The sequence below is a fragment of the Microbacterium galbinum genome (assembly GCF_023101185.1).
GTDB lineage: Bacteria > Actinomycetota > Actinomycetes > Actinomycetales > Microbacteriaceae > Microbacterium > Microbacterium galbinum.
The window spans coordinates 2,119,727-2,138,218 of sequence record NZ_CP078077.1 but is presented as its reverse complement, the minus strand read 5'-3'; the positions used below and the strand labels follow the sequence as shown (position 1 = coordinate 2,138,218).

Sequence of the window (18,492 nt, the reverse complement as noted above, 5' to 3'; positions counted from 1 at the left end):
TCAGGCCTTGCGGTAGCGGGAGTCCCCGAACCCGAGGATGAAGTATCCGATGAACGGGATCAGGAACAGCAGGAAGAACGAGAACGCACCGCCCTTGCCGAAGCGATCGCCTACCTTGACCGCGACGACGATCGCGAGGATGACGTTGGCGATCGGCACCAGGTAGAGCAGCACCCACCAGCCCGACATCCCGGCGATGCGCAGCAGGAAGATCGCGTTGACGATGGGGATCAGCGCGAGGATGCCCGGGTACCCGGCCTTCGTGAACACCTTCCACCAGGCGATCGCCAGCAGCACGTAGAAGATGATGCCGATGACGCTCGTGGTCCCCGAGAAGAACGCGGAGACGAAATCGGGGACGACCGGCACATCGGCGGCGGGGACGAGGGCGAGTTGCATGGGAGCACCTTCCTTTTCCCTGCCACCCTACTGATCCCCTCCGCCCGCCGGAGACACGCCGCGCGCCCCCGTAGAATGGGCGGGTTCGCCCGTTCACAGAACAGAAGGAATACTCCGTGCTTCGCACCCACTCGGCAGGCTCACTGCGAGCCGAGCACATCGGTCAGACCGTCACCCTCGCGGGGTGGGTCGATCGCCGTCGTGATCACGGAGGAGTCGCGTTCATCGATCTTCGGGATGCGTCGGGCATCGCCCAGGTCGTCATCCGCGACGAGGAGATCGCCCACCCGCTGCGCAACGAGTTCGTGCTCAAGGTCACGGGCGAGGTGTCGCGCCGCCCCGAGGGCAACGCCAACCCGAACCTGCCCACCGGCGAGATCGAGCTCATCGCGACCACCGTCGAGGTGCTCAACGAGTCCGCTCCCCTCCCCTTCCAGGTCTCGACGGCGCTGGCCGACAGCGAGACCGTCGGCGAGGAGGCCCGCCTCAAGTACCGCTATCTCGACCTGCGCCGTCCGGCCCCGGCATCCGCCCTGCGCCTGCGCTCCGACGTCTACAAGGCGATCCGCGACGTGCTGCACGCCGACGACTTCACCGAGGTCGAAACCCCGACGCTCACGCGCTCCACGCCGGAAGGCGCCCGCGACTTCCTCGTGCCTGCGCGCCTGAGCCCGGGCAGCTGGTACGCCCTGCCCCAGTCGCCGCAGCTCTTCAAGCAGCTGCTCATGGTCGGCGGCGTCGAGAAGTACTTCCAGATCGCGCGCTGCTACCGCGACGAGGACTTCCGCGCCGACCGCCAGCCCGAGTTCACGCAGCTCGACATCGAGATGAGCTTCGTCGACCAGGAAGACGTCATCCGCCTGATGGAGTCGCTCGTCGTCGCCATGTGGAAGACGATCGGCGTCGAGGTGCAGACCCCGCTGCCGCGCCTGACCTACGCCGACGCGATGGCGAAGTACGGCTCCGACAAGCCCGACCTGCGCTTCGGCCTCGAGCTGGTCGAGGCGACCGAGCACTTCTCCGACACCACGTTCCGCGTCTTCCAGGCCGAGTACGTCGGCGCCGTGCGCATGCCCGGTGGCGCGGGCCAGCCCCGCAAGCAGCTCGACGCCTGGCAGGACTGGGCGAAGCAGCGCGGCGCCCGCGGCCTCGCCTACGTGCTCTTCAACGAGGACGGAACGCTCGGCGGACCCGTCGCCAAGAACCTGTCCGAGGCCGAGCAGGCGGGTCTCGCCGAGCTCGTCGGCGCCGAGGCCGGGGACTGCGTGTTCTTCGCCGCGGGCGCCACGAAGGAGAGCCGCGCCCTCCTCGGTGCCGCGCGCGTCGAGATCGGTCGCCGTCTGGGCTACCTGAACCCCGACGAGTTCGCCTTCACCTGGGTGGTCGACGCCCCGATGTTCGAGCCGGCGGCGGACGCCGTGGCCTCGGGTGACGTGGCCGTCGGCGCCGGAGCCTGGACCGCCGTGCACCACGCGTTCACCGGACCGAAGCCGGAGTTCGAGGCGACGTTCGACACCGACCCCGGATCGGCCCTCGCCTACGCGTACGACATCGTGTGCAACGGCTCCGAGCTCGGTGGCGGCTCGATCCGCATCCACCGCGAAGACATCCAGAAGCGGGTCTTCGAGGTCATGGGCATCAGCGACGAGCAGGCCGATGAGCAGTTCGGCTTCCTGCTCGACGCGTTCAAGTTCGGCGCGCCGCCCCACGGCGGCATCGCGCTGGGCATGGACCGCGTGCTGCAGCACCTCACGAAGACCGAGTCCATCCGCGAGGTCATCGCGTTCCCGAAGTCGGGCAACGGCTACGACCCGCTCACGGCCGCGCCCGCTCCGATCTCGGCCGAGCAGCGCGCCGAGGCCGGCGTCGACTACGAGCCGGAGGACGACGAGGCCTGACCCTCTGCCCCCCCTTGGGGGATGCTTCGACAGGCTCAGTAACCCGGTTCCGGGTGCTGGGCCTGTCGCGTCCCCGGGTTCGACTTGAGCTGGGTCCCTGAGCCTGTCGAAGGGCCCTGCCCGAGAGACGGGGTCACTGAGCCTGTCGAAGGGCCCCGCCCCGCACACCCGCACGGACGCATCACACATGCACGGAGCATCCGCCCGTGTCGCCGTGCAGGCGTGCGCACTCCGTGCAAACGGATGCTGACGCCGGCGGGGATGCTTCGACAGCCTCGGCAACCCAGTTCGGATCCAAGACCTCAGCAACCCGGGTCCTGATACTGGGTCCCTGAGCCTGTCGAAGGGTCCCGCCCCGCGAGACTGGTCCCCTGAGCCTGTCGAAGGCTCCCGCCCCTAGGAGGCCAGTCCGAGGGCCGGAGCGAGGTTCTCGTTCCACACGTCGACGCCGAGCTTGGCGATCAGGGCGATCACCACGACGAGGAACACCACGCGGATGAACTTCGTGCCGCGCGAGATCGCCATGCGCGACCCCAGGTAGCTGCCCGCGACGTTGGCGACCGCGAGAATCCCTCCGAGCACCCACAGCACCGAGCCGTGCGGGATGAAGAGCAACAGCGCACCGAGGTTGGTGGCGAGGTTGACGATCTTGGCCTTGGCGCTGGCCTGCAGGAAGTCGTAGCCGAGCAGCGCGACGAGCGCGATCACGAGGAACGTTCCCGTTCCCGGCCCGATCATGCCGTCGTAGAAGCCGATCACGAGACCGGCCGCGCCGGCCATGATGTGGTGCTTGTGCCCGTGGAAGCGCAGCATGGTCGCCGCGCCCATCTGCGGCCGGAAGGCGGTGAAGAGTGCGACGGCGAGCAGGGCCACGACGATGATCGGCTTGAACGCCGCGGCGGGCAGCAGCGTGGCCACCGCAGCCCCGCCGAACGATCCGGCGAGCGCGATGAGGGCCATCGGGATCGCGGTGCGGATGTCGGGTTTCGCGCGCCGATAGTAGGTGACGCTGCTGGTGGCGGTGCCGAACACCGAGGCGAGCTTGTTGGTCGCGAGCGCCTGGATCGGCGCGATCCCGGGGATGAGCAGCAGCGCGGGCAGTTGCAGCAACCCACCGCCCCCGACGACGGCATCGATCCAGCCCGCGGCGAAGGCGGCGATGACGACGAGCAGCAGCATCCCCCAGGTGAGCTGCTCGAGTCCGAGCACGGTGCCGATATCCACCCGGCCATGATTCCAGAGACTCGGGCGCGCACCGGCATCCGCTCGTCAGCGTGCGACGCGCCCGCTGGCAGACTGGAGCCATGATCGAGGCCCTCCCACTGCCGCACCCGTTCGCGTCGCGCCTGGGGAGCGCGGTGTTGCGCCGCGCGACGGCCGACGACACGGATGCCGTGATCGCCCTGCTCGCCGACGACCCGATCAGTGCCGCGCGCGGCGATGTCGCCTCGGCGGAAGACCGGCCGGCGTATGCCGAGGCGCTCCTCGACATCCTCGCCGAGCCGTCGAACGACCTGCTCGTCGTCGAGCTCGACGGGGCGATCGTCGGCACTTTGCAGCTCACCTCGATCCCGGGCATGGCGCGTCGGGGCGCCCGGCGGCTGCTCGTCGAGGCCGTGCGGGTGCGGAGCGACCTGCGGTCGTCGGGCATCGGATCGGCGGTGATGCGCTGGGTCGGCGAGCAGGCCGCACCCGCTGTTGGAGCCGCGATGGTGCAGCTCACCTCGGATGCCGCGCGCACCGACGCCCACCGCTTCTACGAGAAGTTGGGGTATATCGGGTCACATCTCGGTTTCAAATACACGGTCGAGACCGCCTGAACTCCGCGCCAGGACGGGGCGCACCCCACCCCGCCACCACCCGGTCACCCTCCGTTCACCCACGCCGCTCCGGCCGGTAACTCACGGCCCATAGTTTCCTCTCGCAACCCGAACCGGCGCACCGCCGGTCACCCGAGAGGACACTCATGGCACGCTTCACCCGCCGCGCGCGCATCGGCGCCGGTATCGCACTGGTCACCACCGCCGCTCTGGCACTCACCGCCTGCTCCGGCGCCGCCGACGCGACCGACGCCGGCGAGGGCTCGACCGACGCCGCGACCGCGACGTCCGTCGCCGACTTCGGCACCTTCGCCGACCTCGAGGCCGCCGCCAAGGCGGAGGGCCAGCTCAACGTCATCGCGCTGCCGCGCGACTGGGCGAACTACGGCGAGATCCTCGACCTCTTCGCCGAGAAGTACCCCGAGATCACCATCAACGAGGCCTCCCCCGACGTGTCCAGCGCCGAGGAGATCCAGGCCGCCGAGACCAACAAGGGCCTCGACACCGCTCCCGACGTGTTCGACATCGGCCTCACGGTCGCGCTCCAGAACACCGACTACTTCGCCCCCTACAAGGTGCAGACCTGGGACGACATCCCCGCCGAGCTCAAGGAGCCGACCGGCCTCTTCGTCGGCGACTACGGCGGATACATGTCGGTCGGCTACGACTCCTCGAAGTTCGACGCTCCCGCCGAGCTCGCCGACCTGCTCTCGGCCGACTACAAGGGTGCGGTCGCGATCAACGGCGACCCGACCCAGGCCGGTGCCGCGTTCGCCGCGGTCGGTCTCGCGACCGTCCAGTCCGAGGGCACGCTCGACGACTTCCAGCCCGGCATCGACTTCTTCTCGGAGCTGCAGAAGGCCGGCAACCTGCTCAAGGTCGACGTGACCACGGCGACCGTCGCGAGCGGCGAGACCCCCGTTGTCTTCGACTGGGACTACCTGAACGCCTCGCACAAGGCCGACAACCCTAACTGGGAGGTCGTGGTCTTCGACGGCACCGGCTACGCGGGCTACTACAACCAGGCGGTCAACGTCGACGCCCCGCACCCGGCTGCGGCGCGCCTGTGGCAGGAGTTCCTCTACAGCGACGAGGTGCAGAACCTGTGGCTCGGCGGCGGCGCTCGCCCCGTGCGCATGGAGGCCATGACCGAGGCCGGCACGATCGACGCCGACCTCGCTGCGGCTCTGCCCGAGGTTCCCGAGGAGACGGTCGTCCCCACCGAGGAGCAGTCCACCAATGCCGGCACGCTGCTCGGTGAGAAGTGGGCAGCGGCGGTCCAGTGACGACTCTCGTCGACACGGGGGCGGATGCTCCGGCATCCGCCCCCGTCACCCCCGTCGGGCCCGCGCACACCGCGCGGGCCCGGCGGTCCGCGCCTTCCTGGGCCTGGTTGGGCCTCGTGCCCTTCGCGGCCTACATCCTGCTGTTCCTGGCCGTGCCGACGCTTCTCGCGATCGGCTCCGGTTTCTTCACCAAGGACGGCTCGTTCACCTGGACCAACGTGTCAGCACTCGGCGATCCCGTCGTGCTGAACACGTTCGCCAACTCCGCCTGGATCTCGCTCCTGACCGCTGTCGTCGGCGCCGTCGTCGGTGCGCTCGTATGCTACGCCCTGCTCGGGATGAATCCGCAGGGCGCGATCCGCTCGTCGGTGGATGCCGCGGCCGGAGTCCTCGCCCAGTTCGGCGGCGTGATGCTGGCGTTCGCCTTCATCGCGATGATGGGTATCCAGGGTGTGCTGACGGTGTTCCTCAAGGACACGTTCGGCATCAACATCTACGAGAACGGCACGTGGCTCTACGAACTGCCCGGCCTGATCCTGCCGTACATCTACTTCCAGATCCCCCTCATGGTCATCACCTTCATGCCGGCCCTCGCCGCACTCAAGCCGCAGTGGGCCGAGGCGAACCTCACCCTCGGCGGCACGCGCACGAGCTTCTGGCTGCGCATCGGGCTCCCGGTGCTCGCCCCGTCGTTCCTCGCGAGCCTGCTGCTGCTCTTCGCGAACTCGTTCTCGTCGTACGCCACGGCCGCCGCTCTCGCGAGCCAGGGCTCGCAGATCGTGCCGCTGCAGATCCGCACCGCGCTCACGAGCGAGACCGTGCTCGGTCGTGAGAACCTCGCGGGTGCGCTCGCCCTCGGCATGATCGTGGTGGTCGGCGTCGTGATGGCCCTGTACTCCCTGATCCAGCGTCGGGCTACGAGGTGGCAGTCGTGAACCGTCTCGCCCCCTCGCTCACGACCCGCTGGGTCATCGGCATCCTCGTCGGCCTCTTCTTCGCCATCCCGCTCGTGTCGACGTTCCTCTACACACTCCGCGACACCGAGAGCGGGCTCTCGTTCGACCACTGGCTCGCGCTGTTCGACCCCGCTGCATCCGCCGCGATCAAGCCGATCTGGACCGGTCTCGGCAACTCGCTCATCCTCGCCGTCGTCACCGTCGCGATCGTGCTGTTCCTGCTCGCGCCGACGATGATCCTGGTGAACCTGCGCTTCGGCAAGCTCAAGCCGATCTTCGAGTTCGCGGTGCTGCTGCCGATCTCGATCCCCGCGATCGTGCTGGTCGTCGGTCTCGCCCCGATCTACCTGCAGATCGGCCGCTCGGTGGGCACCGGCACGTGGACGCTCGCGTTCGCGTACGGCATCACGGTGCTGCCCTTCGCCTACCGCTCGATCCAGGCGTCGATCGACGCCGCCGACCTGCGCACGCTCTCCGAGGCCGCACGGTCGCTCGGGGCGGGCTGGCCGACGGTCGTGCTCAAGGTGCTGGCGCCCAACCTGCGCCAGGGCCTGCTGGCCGCGTCGCTCATCTCGATCGCGGTGGTGCTCGGCGAGTTCACCATCGCCTCGCTGCTGAACAGGCAGGTGTTCCAGACGGCCATGGTCGTCGTGCAGAAGCAGGACCCGTACGCGCCGGCGATCTTCACGCTGCTGGCACTCGCGCTCGTGTTCCTCCTGCTCCTCCTCATCGGTCGCGTCGCACGCGGCAACGGAAAGGCCCACTCATGACCATCGATCACGCACTCCCCCGCACCCAGGACAACCTGCTGCTCGCCGAGGCGGGCGAGGGCACCCGGGTGCAGCTGCAGAGCATCGTGAAGAGCTACGCGGGCAACCGCGTGCTGCACGGCGTCGACCTCGACATCGCCCCGGGTGAGTTCGTCTCGCTGCTGGGTCCGTCGGGCTGCGGCAAGACCACGCTCCTGCGCGTGCTCGCGGGCCTCGAGGGCTCCGACGAGGGCGCGGTGCTGCTCGGCGGTCAGGACGTCTCGCGCGTCCCGACCAACAAGCGCGACATCGGCATGGTCTTCCAGTCGTACTCGCTGTTCCCGCACCTGCGCGTCGCCGAGAACACGGCCTTCGGACTGCGCCGCCGCGGGGTGTCGGCATCCGAATCCGCGAAGCGCGCGAAGGATGCTCTCGCCCTGGTCGGTCTCGCCGACTTCGCCGACCGCTACCCGCACCAGCTGTCGGGCGGCCAGCAGCAGCGCGTGGCGCTGGCGCGCGCCCTGGTCACCGAGCCCAAGGTGCTGCTCCTCGACGAGCCGCTGTCAGCGCTCGACGCCAAGGTGCGCGTGCAGCTGCGCGACGAGATCCGCCGCATCCAGCTGCGCCTGGGCATCACGACCGTGTTCGTCACGCACGACCAGGAGGAGGCGCTCGCCGTCTCCGACCGGATCGCCGTGATGAACTCGGGCCGCATCGAGCAGATCGGGTCGCCGGAGCAGCTCTACACGACGCCGTCGACCGCCGGTGTCGCCGCTTTCGTGGGCCTCTCGAGCGTCGTCGCCGGGGTCGCCGAGGGCGACCACGTCGTCGTGTGGGGGCAGCGGCTGCCGTTGCAGACGCCCGCCGACGGCCCGGTCGACGTGTACCTGCGCCCCGAGAACGTGTTCTTCGCTTCGGAGGCGGATGCCGCGACCGACGCGATCGTCGAGGAGAGCACCTTCCTCGGCAGCATGCGTCGCACGCTCGTTCGCACCGAAGCGGGAGAGATCGTCCGGGTGCAGCACGCCCCCGGCATCCACCCCGCCTTCGGCGATCGCATCCGCATCGCGGTCGCGCCCGAACCCGTAGCCGTGCACCCGCGCGCCTGAACTCCGCACACACGACGAGGCCCCCGGAGCGAAATGCTCCGGGGGCCTCGTCGTGTGTGAACGTCTCACAGCACGCGCGAGAGGAAATCCTTCGTGCGCTGGTGCTGCGGGTTGCCGATGACCTCGCGCGGGTCGCCCTCTTCGACGATGTGACCGCCGTCCATGAAGATCAGGCGCGAGCCGACCTCACGGGCGAAGCCCATCTCGTGGGTGACCACGAGCATCGTCATGCCCTCGTCGGCGAGCGTGCGCATGACCTGCAGCACCTCGCCGACCAGTTCGGGGTCGAGCGCCGACGTCGGCTCGTCGAACAGCATCATGTCGGGGTTCATGCACAGCGCCCGCGCGATCGCGACGCGCTGCTGTTGCCCACCCGACAGATGCCCCGGATAGGCATCCGCCTTCTGCGACAGCCCGACTCGGTCGAGCATCGAGATCGCGATCTTCTGTGCTTCGGCCTTGCTCCGCTTCTTCACCCGCTGCTGGGCGACGGTGAGGTTGCCGAGCACATCGAGGTGCGGGAACAGGTTGAAGCTCTGGAACACCATGCCGATGCGGGTGCGCACACGGTCGATGTCGGTCTCGGGGTCGGTGATGTCGATCCCCTCGATCAGCACCTTGCCGCCGGTCGGCTCCTCGAGCAGGTTGACCGAGCGCAACAGCGTCGACTTCCCCGAGCCGGAGGGGCCGATGACGCAGACGACCTCGCCCTTGGTGACGGTGAGGTCGATGCCCTTGAGCACCTCGTTGTCGCCGAAGGTCTTGACGAGACCCTGGATGTCGATCGCCGGAGCGTGGACATCGATCAGTTCTGTGATCATCGTTCTCTCGCCATCCGTCGCTCCAGCCACGCGGTGTATCGCGTGAGCGGAATGGTCACCACCAGATACAGCAGGGCGCCGACGATCAGCGGCGTCGCGTTCGCGTTCGACGTGTTCGCGTCGCGGACGAAGGTGGTGAGCTCCTTCGACCAGATGAAGCTACCGGCGATGAACACGAGTGACGTGTCCTTCAACAGAAGCACCAGCTCATTCGTCATCGGCGGGATGATGATGCGGAAACCCTGCGGGAGGATGATCCAGAACATCGTCTTCAGCGGCGACATGCCCAACGAGCGCGCCGCCTCCGTCTGCCCCTTCGGCACAGCCTGGACCCCGGCGCGGATGACCTCGGCGATGTACGCCGAAGCCACCAGCATGAGTCCGAGGAGTCCGGCGCCGACCGGCCCGCCCGGCACCTTCCACCCGAAGACGATCGGGACGATGAATGCCACCGAGAAGATCGTCAGAAGGGCGGGAAGGCCGCGGAAGAGCTCGATCCACGCGGTAGCCACCCACCGGAACAATCCGATGCTCGACAGCTTCATCATCGCGAAGAGGATGCCGAGCAGCAGACCACCCGTGAAAGCGATGATCGTGAACAGGATCGTGTTCCGCAGGCCGATCGTGATGATGTCGGGGAAGAGCCTCGCGGCGACCTCCACGTTCAGGAACTGGGGGATCGCCCGTTCCCAATTGATCGACAGGGCGATCCCCGCGATGACCGCGAAGAACACCACATACATCACCAGGCGATACAGCTTCGTCCTGGTCGTCCGTTTCAACGCCATTGTGAAGGACCTCCGAAACTCCTACGCACGACGATCAGTTCGCGCTGAAGTAGGAGTCGTAGATCTTCTGGTACTCACCGCTGTCGCGCAGCTCCTGCAGGGCGGAGTTCACCGCATCGACGAGCGCGTCCTTCTCGCCCTTGGCGAAGGCGAAACCGTAGGATTCCTCGGTGTCGTACGTCTCGACGATCTTGTAGGCGCTGTCGGCCTTCTCGTGCTCGATGTTGACCGGCTGATCCTGCAGAATGGCGTCGATCTGACCGGCCTGCATCGCGGGCCACAGCTCGCCGTCGGAGGGGTACTGCACGAGCTCGGCGCCCGTGGCGTTCTCGGTGGCGTACGTCTCGCCGGTCGTGCCCTGCTGGACGCCCACGTTCTTGCCTGCGAGGTCGTCGATCGACTCGATACCCGAGTCGGTGCGCACGAGCAGCGACTGCAGCGAGTCGTAGTACGGGTCGGAGAAGTCGATGTTCGCCTTGCGCTCGTCCGTGATCGTCATCGCCGAGGCTCCGAGGTCGCAGGTACCTGCGACGAGCGTGGTGCCGGACTGGAGCGCGTCGAAGCCCACGTCCTGGACGGCGAGCTTGAGGTCGAGCTTCTTCGCGATCGCGTCGAGAAGATCGATGTCGAACCCGGAGTAGCCGCTCTCGGTGCTCGAGTCCTCGACCTCGAAGGGCGGGTAGGGCACGTCGGAGCAGGCGGTCAGCGTGCCTGCGCTGACGAGACCGTACTCATCTCCGGCATCCGAGTCCCCGCTTCCGGAGTCGGTTCCGCCGGCGCAGCCTGCGAGCGCGAGGGTTGCGGCAGCCACGAGTGCGAGGCCGGCGAAGGTAGTGCGACGGTGCATAACAGCTCCTGAGAGTCGATGGCAGGGTAAGGCCCACCGAAGTGGGCCGATAGGTGAACATCCTGGCACGTGCCGGGTGGATGCCCTACTAAGAGTGCCCGATCCAGGATTACGGTTTTGTTTCGGTGCGTTACGCGTGCGGGGATCAGATCTCGAAGTCGACGGCGACCCGTGCGCTCACGACGGACCGGATGTATCCCGCCGCCTCGACGTGCGCGGGGTGCACCTGATATTCGTCGAGCGCCTCGACGGAGTCGAAGTCGGCGACGAGCACGACATCCCAGTTCGACTCCGGCAACACGACGTTCGCGCCGGCCGAGATCGACAGCAGCTGCGGCACGACACCGTCGAGGGCGTTGAGGCGGCGGGCCACCTCGGCGGCCTGCGCGGCGCGCTCGTCGGCGTCCTCCGAGGCGAGCTTCCAGGAGACGACATGGCGGATGGTCACTTCAGGGCCTCCTCGAGGGCGGTGCGCAGTCGGTCCGGCGAGAGTCGCCAGTGCGCGTGCAGTTCTCCGTCGATCAGGACGACGGGGATCTTCTCCCACCACAGATCGAACAGGGCGGGGTCTTCGGTGATCGAGGCCTCGACGATCTCGATCCGCTCGGCCGCGGCATCCGGCAGCTCGGCGACGACGGCGTCGATGACCTCGGAGGCGACGTCGCAGAGGTGGCAGTCGGGCTTGCCGATGAGGGTCAGCGTGGTCACGCCGAGGGAACCTCGAGCGCGCGTCCCTGCGCGATCCATTCGCCCGTGCCGCCCTCGACGTTGGTGGCGTCGTAGCCGCGCGCTTCGAGCGCCTCGACGACGCGAGCCGAACGGCCGCCGGCCTGGCAGATCACGTCGAACGACTCGGCCGGGAGCTCTTCGAGTCGGTTGCCGATCTCGGACATCGGGATGTTGACGGCGCCGGGCACATGGCCCGCCGCGAACTCGTCCTTCTCGCGCACGTCGATGAGCGGCGTGCCCGTGCGGTCGGCGAGTTCGGTGACGGTGATCGACTTCATGGCTTCCTTCGAGCTGCTCGGACCTTCGGCAGAGACACAAAGCGCCCCCATTCGACATGCTCCGAAGAGCTGTCGGGGGCGCTCGTGTCTTGGCCGCTTACTTCTTGTTGCGGCGCTGGTGGCGAGTCTTGCGAAGCAGCTTGCGGTGCTTCTTCTTCGCCATGCGCTTGCGGCGCTTCTTGATGACAGAACCCACGGAAACCTCACTAAGTCAGGGGGTTGGGCGTCGCGATGATCGGACGCCCGGGTACGGGCACGGAAAAATGCCTCGGATCAGTCTAGCAAACCGTCGGGCCTGCGCCGTCACACCGACGATGCGGACTCCCGCTCGGTCAGCCGACGTCGGCGATCGGGCGCTGCAGGGCGTCCGCCACGGCGGACTCCGGCACGCGATAGCTGCGTCCGAAACGGATGGCCGGCAGGTCGCCGGAGTGCACGAGCCGATAGACGGTCATCTTCGACACGCGCATGATCCCGGCCACCTCAGCAACAGTGAGGAACCGGACGTCAGGAACTTCGGGCATCCCACATACCCCTTTCTCGAATGAGCACACTCTATGGGTTGGCAGTGACGCGTGTAAACCCTTGGGGCCAGTGTGAACAACGGGACTCACGGTGCCGTCGCTCGTCACAGCAGAGGCATAGCCTCTCTCCGAGGTTCACTCAGCCGGAAGTGTCACACTCGGCCCAGGACCGGGGCAGGCACCGCCTCGGGACACGCGGGCTGGGGCCCGCGGCATCGCCCCCGACGACAGCCCCCCGGTCGCCGGGGGCGAACTGTGTCGAGCGGGGTGTCAGGCGCCGAGTCGCTTGAGGGCCGTGGCGACTACGTGCTTCGCGGATGCCGCCGCGCGACCGACCACTTCCGCCGCGTGCGCGGCACTCTCGGGGATCGGAGCCCCGGGGTAGGCGATGTCGGGGGCGTCATCGCCGAACGCGTCGACGAGGAAGGGCACCAGCCAGTCGTCGACGACCTCGAGCGGCTCGACCGCGAGGCTGTAGAAACGACGCTGACCGTCTTCGCGCACGGTCACCAGCTCGGCGTCGCGGAGCACCTTGAGGTGCTTCGACACCGTGGGCTGACTGATGCCGAGGTCGGCGACGATCTGGCTGACGCTCGTGCCCGCTTCTCCTTCGGTGGTGCGCCGCAGGAGGAGCTGGAGGATGTCTCGCCTCGTACCGTCTGCGATCACGTCGAAGATGTCGGTCATGTGTTCAGGGTAGTCGTCCCCGGCACGGAGTACCATGACGAGGGCTCGGTCGCAGGTGCTGAGCCGCCGCCGATCTGCGGCGGAGGCAGACGAAAGGGGACGCGATGTCGGGCATCGTGTCTGCGTCGTCCCCCAAGCAACGCCTGCGCAATGTCGCCGCCCACGGTCGCCACATCCTCACCTCCTCGCCCTCGCGTCTCGCGATCGTGGTGTTCGCGCTGTTGATCCTCGTGTTCACGGTGCTGCTCTCGCTGCCGATCGCTGCGGCCGATCGCACCGTCACCCCGCTCAGCGACGCGCTGTTCACGGCCGTCTCGACCATCTGCGTCACCGGCCTCGCGACCGTCGACATGGCGAACCACTGGTCGCCGTTCGGGCACGTGCTCATCTTCGTCGGCGTGAACATCGGCGGTCTCGGCGTTCTGACCCTCGCCTCCCTCATGGGCATGGTGATCTCGAAGCGCCTGGGGTTGCGCGCCAAGCTCCTCGCCGCGGGCGACACCAACCCGATGCGCGCGCACGGCGGCGTCGTCAACGAGAGCCAGACCGTCCGCCTCGGGGAGGTCGGCCAGCTGCTGCGCACCGTCGCCTTCTCGGCGCTCATCATCGAGGGCGCGCTCGCCGTGCTCCTCTACCCCGGACTCGTGATGGCCGGGGTGAGTCCGATCGCGGCGCTCTGGGAAGCCCCCTACTTCGCCGCGATGGCGTTCACGAACACGGGCTTCGCCCCCAACGACGGCGGCGTCGCGGTGTTCGCCGACGACTACCTCGTGCTGTCGCTGCTGATGGTCGGCGTCTTCCTCGGAAGCATCGGCTTCCCCGTGATCTACTCGCTGGCCAAGCACGTCTGGCACGTCAAGCGCTGGTCGCTGCACACCAAGCTCACACTCGTGACAACCGTGCTGCTCTTCGTCCTCGGAGCCGCGGTCTTCCTCATCCTCGAGTACCAGAACCCGAAGACCTTCGGCTCGATGGATGCCGCCGACACGACGTTCCAGGCCTTCTTCCTGTCGGCGATGACCCGCTCGGGCGGTTTCAACGTGATCGACATGGCCGACCTCAACGGCTCGTCGCTCGTCGCCGCGAGCATGCTCATGTTCGTCGGTGGAGGATCGGCGTCGACCGCCGGAGGAATCAAGGTCACCACCCTCGCGGTGCTCGCGATCGCGGTGTGGTCCGAGGCGAAGGGTCGCCAGTCCGTCGAGGTGTTCGGCCGGCGCATCCCCAGCGACGTGCAGCGCGTCGCGCTCAGCGTCGTCGCCTGGGGAGCCACGATCGTCGCACTGTCGACCATCGTCATCGCGCAGATCACGAAGGCCGACATCAGCCACGTGCTGTTCGACGTGATCTCCGCCTTCGCCACCGTCGGACTCTCGACGGGCCTCACCGCCGAGCTCCCCGACGCCGGCTCCTACGTGCTCGCCGCCACCATCTTCATGGGGCGCATTGGTACAGTGACTCTCGCCGCGGCAGTCGCCGCGACGTCGCGATCGCAGTATTACTCACTGCCCGTGGAAAGGCCGATCGTTGGTTGAAGTCCTCCGGGGCGACGCTCCCGTCCTCGTCATCGGTCTCGGCCGGTTCGGCGCCGCCTGCGCGGGCGAACTGGATCGCCTCGACCGGGAGGTCCTCGCGATCGACGGCAACCTCGAGCTCGTGCAGAAGTGGTCGGATCGCGTCACGCACACCGTGCAGGCCGATGCGAAGAACATCGACGCCCTGCGCCAGATCGGCGCCCAGGACTTCCAGGTGGCGGTCGTCGCGGTCGGCTCGTCGATCGAGGCATCCGTCCTCATCACCGCCAACCTCGTCGACCTCAAGGTCCCGCAGATCTGGGCCAAGGCCGTCTCGCAGTCGCACGGCAAGATCCTCGCCCGCGTCGGAGCGAACCACGTCATCTATCCGGAGCGCGAGGCCGGCGAGCGCGTCGCCCACCTCGTCAGCGGCCGTATGCTCGATTTCATCCGCTTCGACGACGACTTCGTGCTCGCCAAGATGTACCCGCCGAAGTTCATCCGAGGCATCGGCCTCAACGAGTCCGGCGTGCGCACGAAGTACCGCGTCACGGTGGTGGGCGTCAAGAGCCCGGGCAAGCCGTTCCGCTACGCCGAGGCGAACACGATCGTCACGAACCACGACCTGATCATCGTCTCGGGCACCAACAGCGACATCGAGCGCTTCGCCGCCCTCGACCGCTGACGCGCGCGACTCGTACAGGTCGCGCGAGGCGTCAGGCGTCGATGTCGAGAGTGATGTCGACGACGTCGTCGATGCCGATACCCTCACCGTCCTGCAGAGCCTTCTTGATCGGGACGATGTAGCCGCCGTCCTTCGGCCAGAGCGACGTCGTCACGCGCGTTCCGCCGATCGTGACGGATGCCGGGATCATCCCCCACCCGTAGGTGACGACCGCGGCGACCTCGCCGATCATCACCGCTTCGGTCTCGGGCACGGTCACGAAGTGGAACGGCGCGGGTCCGCGCCAGAACCAGATCTCGCCCGAGAACCGCAGCCGCATGGTCACGCCCCGGCGGCGAGCTCCCGAGCGCGCGCCAGCGCGGCCGCCGAAGCATCCGCGAACGTCTTCTCGAGGTGCGCATCCTGCAGCACCGCGATCGCACGCTCGGTCGTGCCCTTCGGACTCGTGACCCGTCGGCGCATCTCGGTCGGGGTCTCCCCCGACGCTTCGAGCAGCGCCGTCGAGCCGATGAAGGTCTGCTCCGCCATCAGGCGGGCGTCCGCCTCGCTGAAGCCGAGCCCGAGGCCGACCTTCGTCCATTCCTCGATGAGCAGGAAGACGTAGGCGGGGCCCGAACCCGAGATCGTCGAGAGCGCGTCGATCTGCGACTCCGGCACCTCGATCACGGCGCCGACCGTCTCGAACAGGCGGCGCACGAGCGCCATGTCGTCGGGCGTCGATGCGGGACCGGCCGCGAGACCGGTGACCGCCTTGCCGACCGTCGCCGGGGTGTTGGGCATCGAGCGGATGACGTGCACGTCGGCGCCGAGCGCGTCTGCGAACGTGGCCAGCGTCACACCGGCGGCGAGACTCACCACGATGGCGTCCGGGGCGAGGTGCGGGGCGATCTCGCGGAGCAGATCCGGCACCATCCCCGGCTTCACGCCCACCAGCACGATCCGGGCGGAAGCGAGTGCGTCGCGGTTGCCGTCGGGACGCTCTTCGAGGGCGATGGTCGTGACGCCGGGAAGGTCGGCGAGGTCGGCGGCACTCACCCGCGAGCGGTTCGTGGCGGTGATCCCACCGTCGACGGCGACACCCGAGGCGACGACGCCGCGCAGGATCGCCCCTCCCATCGAACCGGCACCGAGGAACGCGAGAGCGGGGAGAGAGTCAGCCATGTCGTCATCCTACGGCGGGCGCACCTGCGATCCCCAGAGGGGGCGATCTAGACTCGACGCATGAGTGCATCCGGCGGCGGCAAGGCGATCATCGCAGCGTTCCTGGCGAACATGGGCATCGCGCTCGCGAAGCTCGTCGCCTGGCTGCTCTCGGGGTCCGCGTCGATGCTCGCCGAGGCCGTGCACTCGATCGCCGACTCCGGCAACCAACTCCTGCTCCTGCTCGGCGGACGCAAGTCGCGCCGCGAGGCCGACCGCGCGCATCCCTTCGGCTACGGCCGCGAGCGGTACGTCTCGGCGTTCGTCGTGTCGATCATCCTGTTCTCCCTCGGCGGCCTGTTCGCCATCTACGAGGGCATCGACAAGCTCACGCACCCGCACGAACTGGACCCCGTGTGGTGGTGGCTGCCGATCGTCGTGCTCGTGATCGCGATCGGACTCGAGAGCTTCTCACTGCGCACCGCGATCAAGGAGAGCAACCTCGTTCGCGAGAAGGGGCAGTCCTGGGTGTCGTTCGTGCGCCGCTCCAAGGCGCCCGAACTGCCCGTCGTTCTGCTCGAGGACACCGGTGCGCTGGCGGGTCTGAGCTTCGCACTGCTCGGCGTCGGGCTCACCGTCATCACCGGCAACTCGGTGTTCGACGCGATCGGCACGCTCATGATCGGTGTGCTGCTGGTGCTCATCGCGATCGTGCTGGGCATCGAGACCAAGAGCCTGCTCGTCGGCGAAGGCGCCACCACCGCCGACCTCGATCGCATCGTCGACGCGATCGCTGCCGGCGACGAGGTCGAGAAGCTCATCCACATCAAGACCCTCTACCTCGGCCCCGACGAGCTCATGGTCGCGGCGAAGATCGCACTGACCGCCGACAAGTCGGTGCGCGAGGCCGCCGACGACATCGATGAGATCGAGGCACGCATCCGCGAGGCCGTTCCCGCCGCTCGCGTGATCTACATCGAGCCGGACGTGTACCGGCCGGCCCTCGATCCGGAGCCCCCGACGGACGCGTTCGTCTTCAAGTCCTCGGACTGACCGCCCAGGCCGCAGCGTCAGCGCTTGCGGGCGAAGAAGTCGCGGAGCAGGGCGGTAGCGGCATCCGCTTCGAGTCCCCCGACGACCTCGGCCCGGTAGGGCAGACGGCGATCGCGCAGCACGTCGTACATCGACCCCGCGGCTCCCGCCTTGTCGTCCCACGCCCCGAAGACGACCCGTCCGATGCGCGCCTGCAGGATCGCTCCGGCGCACATGAGGCACGGTTCCAGGGTGACGACGAGGGTGTGCCCCTCGAGATTCCAGGAGCCGACGGATGCCGCGGCCCGGCGCAGCGCCTCGACCTCGGCGTGACCCGTGGGATCGTGCGTCTCCTCGCGGGTGTTGCGCCCCTCGGCGATGATGCGACCGGCGGAGTCGACGACCACGGCACCCACCGGGATCTCGTCCGCGATGCTCGCCTCCGCCGCGAGCACGAGCGCACGGCGCATCGCGGGCAGGTCGGTGGCGGTCATGGGTCGAGCCTACGACAGCAGCATGCGGCGACCGCCGCGCGCGGCGCATCCGATGTCGTGCCGGGCCGCTCGGCGCATTAGCCTGTATTCCATGCGTGTTCACGTCGCCGACCACCCTCTCGTCACCCACAAGCTCTCGGTGCTGCGCGATGCGCGTACCCCGTCGCCGGTGTTCCGCCAGCTGACGGAGGAGCTCGTGACGCTCCTCGCGTACGAGGCGACCCGCAACGTCAAGGTCTCTCCGATCGAGATCACGACCCCCGTCACGACGACGATGGGTGTGAAGATCTCCGAGCCCCGTCCGATCGTCGTCCCGATCCTGCGGGCCGGCCTCGGCATGCTCGAGGGCCTGGTCAAGCTGCTCCCGACCGCCGAGGTCGGATTCCTGGGCATGGTGCGCGACGAGGAGACCTTCGAGCCCACGACGTACGCCGAGCGTCTTCCCGACGACCTGAGCGACCGGCAGTGCTTCGCCATCGACCCGATGCTCGCGACGGGCGGCTCGCTCGCCGCGGCCATCCAGTTCCTGTTCGATCGCGGGGCGAAGGACGTCACGGCGATCTGCCTCCTGGGCACGCCCGAAGGCGTCGCAGCGATCGAGGCGCTCGTCGGCGACCGCGATGTGACGCTCGTGCTGGGTGCGCTCGACGAGCGTCTCAACGAGAAGGGGTACATCGTGCCCGGCCTCGGCGACGCGGGCGACCGCCTCTACGGCACGGTCTGAGCCGCAGGCGGC

The 18,492-nt window shown here is 68.2% G+C and carries 24 protein-coding genes; 10 read left to right on the top strand and 14 right to left on the bottom strand.

The features are described 5' to 3' along the window. On the bottom strand, positions 1-399 hold the full coding sequence (locus tag KV396_RS10425; RefSeq protein ID WP_247955674.1) for a DUF5684 domain-containing protein: 399 nt from the start codon (positions 397-399) through the stop codon (positions 1-3). A 116-nt stretch (positions 400-515) separates the two neighbouring features. Here KV396_RS10425 and aspS point away from each other — a divergent pair, with 116 nt between their 5' ends. Further along, a complete protein-coding gene (gene aspS, locus KV396_RS10420; protein ID WP_247955673.1) occupies positions 516-2,297 on the top strand; it encodes an aspartate--tRNA ligase in 1,782 nt (593 codons plus the stop codon). 396 nt (positions 2,298-2,693) lie between these two features. Here the strand turns inward: aspS and KV396_RS10415 are convergent, their stop codons facing one another. Further along, positions 2,694-3,476, bottom strand: coding sequence for a sulfite exporter TauE/SafE family protein (locus tag KV396_RS10415; protein ID WP_247624724.1), 783 nt, complete (start codon positions 3,474-3,476; stop codon positions 2,694-2,696). A gap of 125 nt (positions 3,477-3,601) precedes the next feature. Between KV396_RS10415 and KV396_RS10410 the strand changes: the two genes are divergently transcribed. The 5 genes from KV396_RS10410 to KV396_RS10390 all read left to right on the top strand — a co-directional run bounded on the left by KV396_RS10410 (position 3,602) and on the right by KV396_RS10390 (position 8,217). Continuing rightward, on the top strand, positions 3,602-4,117 hold the full coding sequence (locus KV396_RS10410) for a GNAT family N-acetyltransferase (RefSeq protein ID WP_247955672.1): 516 nt from the start codon (positions 3,602-3,604) through the stop codon (positions 4,115-4,117). Positions 4,118-4,263: 146 nt separating this feature from the next. Beyond that, positions 4,264-5,403 (top strand): ABC transporter substrate-binding protein, encoded by a 1,140-nt coding sequence (locus KV396_RS10405; RefSeq protein ID WP_247955671.1) that lies wholly within the window; start codon positions 4,264-4,266, stop codon positions 5,401-5,403. After that, complete coding sequence (locus KV396_RS10400; protein ID WP_407665509.1) at positions 5,382-6,338, top strand: ABC transporter permease; 957 nt, start codon at positions 5,382-5,384, stop codon at positions 6,336-6,338. Before KV396_RS10405 ends, KV396_RS10400 begins: the two co-directional genes overlap by 22 nt. Then, a complete protein-coding gene (locus KV396_RS10395) occupies positions 6,335-7,129 on the top strand; it encodes an ABC transporter permease (RefSeq protein WP_247632808.1) in 795 nt (264 codons plus the stop codon). The genes KV396_RS10400 and KV396_RS10395 overlap by 4 nt, the downstream gene beginning before the upstream one ends. Then, on the top strand, positions 7,126-8,217 hold the full coding sequence (locus KV396_RS10390; protein ID WP_247955669.1) for an ABC transporter ATP-binding protein: 1,092 nt from the start codon (positions 7,126-7,128) through the stop codon (positions 8,215-8,217). The genes KV396_RS10395 and KV396_RS10390 overlap by 4 nt, the downstream gene beginning before the upstream one ends. A 65-nt stretch (positions 8,218-8,282) precedes the next feature. Here KV396_RS10390 and KV396_RS10385 read toward each other — a convergent pair whose 3' ends face one another. The 9 genes from KV396_RS10385 to KV396_RS10345 all read right to left on the bottom strand — a co-directional run bounded on the left by KV396_RS10385 (position 8,283) and on the right by KV396_RS10345 (position 12,891). Next, the gene (locus tag KV396_RS10385) at positions 8,283-9,038 is read right to left on the bottom strand and encodes an amino acid ABC transporter ATP-binding protein (protein WP_247623257.1); all 756 of its coding nucleotides are present in this window, start codon (positions 9,036-9,038) and stop codon (positions 8,283-8,285) included. Next, positions 9,035-9,781, bottom strand: a complete 747-nt coding sequence (locus KV396_RS10380) for an amino acid ABC transporter permease (RefSeq protein ID WP_247955668.1) — start codon at positions 9,779-9,781, stop codon at positions 9,035-9,037. Before KV396_RS10380 ends, KV396_RS10385 begins: the two co-directional genes overlap by 4 nt. Positions 9,782-9,860: 79 nt before the next feature. Next, complete coding sequence (locus KV396_RS10375) at positions 9,861-10,673, bottom strand: basic amino acid ABC transporter substrate-binding protein (RefSeq protein ID WP_247955667.1); 813 nt, start codon at positions 10,671-10,673, stop codon at positions 9,861-9,863. Between the two features lie 145 nt (positions 10,674-10,818). Then, the gene (locus tag KV396_RS10370) at positions 10,819-11,121 is read right to left on the bottom strand and encodes a Dabb family protein (RefSeq protein ID WP_247632810.1); all 303 of its coding nucleotides are present in this window, start codon (positions 11,119-11,121) and stop codon (positions 10,819-10,821) included. Continuing rightward, a complete protein-coding gene (locus tag KV396_RS10365; protein WP_247623261.1) occupies positions 11,118-11,381 on the bottom strand; it encodes a glutaredoxin family protein in 264 nt (87 codons plus the stop codon). Before KV396_RS10365 ends, KV396_RS10370 begins: the two co-directional genes overlap by 4 nt. Further along, on the bottom strand, positions 11,378-11,680 hold the full coding sequence (locus KV396_RS10360; protein ID WP_247955666.1) for a rhodanese-like domain-containing protein: 303 nt from the start codon (positions 11,678-11,680) through the stop codon (positions 11,378-11,380). The genes KV396_RS10365 and KV396_RS10360 overlap by 4 nt, the downstream gene beginning before the upstream one ends. A 97-nt stretch (positions 11,681-11,777) precedes the next feature. Next, entirely contained in the window at positions 11,778-11,876 is a 99-nt protein-coding gene (locus tag KV396_RS10355) for a 30S ribosomal protein bS22 (RefSeq protein WP_003792170.1), read from the bottom strand. A gap of 136 nt (positions 11,877-12,012) precedes the next feature. Next, positions 12,013-12,204: a helix-turn-helix domain-containing protein gene (locus KV396_RS10350; protein WP_247623263.1), complete on the bottom strand. Its 192-nt coding sequence runs from the start codon at positions 12,202-12,204 to the stop codon at positions 12,013-12,015. A 270-nt stretch (positions 12,205-12,474) separates the two neighbouring features. Next, positions 12,475-12,891, bottom strand: coding sequence for an ArsR/SmtB family transcription factor (locus KV396_RS10345; RefSeq protein WP_247623264.1), 417 nt, complete (start codon positions 12,889-12,891; stop codon positions 12,475-12,477). A gap of 104 nt (positions 12,892-12,995) precedes the next feature. Here KV396_RS10345 and KV396_RS10340 point away from each other — a divergent pair, with 104 nt between their 5' ends. Continuing rightward, on the top strand, positions 12,996-14,426 hold the full coding sequence (locus tag KV396_RS10340) for a TrkH family potassium uptake protein (protein WP_247955665.1): 1,431 nt from the start codon (positions 12,996-12,998) through the stop codon (positions 14,424-14,426). Next, positions 14,419-15,090 (top strand): potassium channel family protein, encoded by a 672-nt coding sequence (locus KV396_RS10335; protein ID WP_247623266.1) that lies wholly within the window; start codon positions 14,419-14,421, stop codon positions 15,088-15,090. Before KV396_RS10340 ends, KV396_RS10335 begins: the two co-directional genes overlap by 8 nt. A 31-nt stretch (positions 15,091-15,121) precedes the next feature. Here KV396_RS10335 and KV396_RS10330 read toward each other — a convergent pair whose 3' ends face one another. Beyond that, complete coding sequence (locus KV396_RS10330; RefSeq protein ID WP_247623267.1) at positions 15,122-15,409, bottom strand: DUF1905 domain-containing protein; 288 nt, start codon at positions 15,407-15,409, stop codon at positions 15,122-15,124. A 2-nt stretch (positions 15,410-15,411) separates the two neighbouring features. Continuing rightward, positions 15,412-16,251 (bottom strand): pyrroline-5-carboxylate reductase, encoded by an 840-nt coding sequence (gene proC / locus KV396_RS10325; RefSeq protein ID WP_247955664.1) that lies wholly within the window; start codon positions 16,249-16,251, stop codon positions 15,412-15,414. Positions 16,252-16,311: 60 nt separating this feature from the next. Between proC and KV396_RS10320 the strand changes: the two genes are divergently transcribed. Next, the gene (locus KV396_RS10320; RefSeq protein ID WP_247632813.1) at positions 16,312-17,283 is read left to right on the top strand and encodes a cation diffusion facilitator family transporter; all 972 of its coding nucleotides are present in this window, start codon (positions 16,312-16,314) and stop codon (positions 17,281-17,283) included. 17 nt (positions 17,284-17,300) lie between these two features. Here the strand turns inward: KV396_RS10320 and KV396_RS10315 are convergent, their stop codons facing one another. Then, entirely contained in the window at positions 17,301-17,756 is a 456-nt protein-coding gene (locus KV396_RS10315) for a nucleoside deaminase (protein ID WP_247632814.1), read from the bottom strand. A 91-nt stretch (positions 17,757-17,847) separates the two neighbouring features. Here KV396_RS10315 and upp point away from each other — a divergent pair, with 91 nt between their 5' ends. Continuing rightward, positions 17,848-18,480: a uracil phosphoribosyltransferase gene (gene upp, locus KV396_RS10310; RefSeq protein ID WP_247623271.1), complete on the top strand. Its 633-nt coding sequence runs from the start codon at positions 17,848-17,850 to the stop codon at positions 18,478-18,480. Positions 18,481-18,492: the final 12 nt, after the last annotated feature.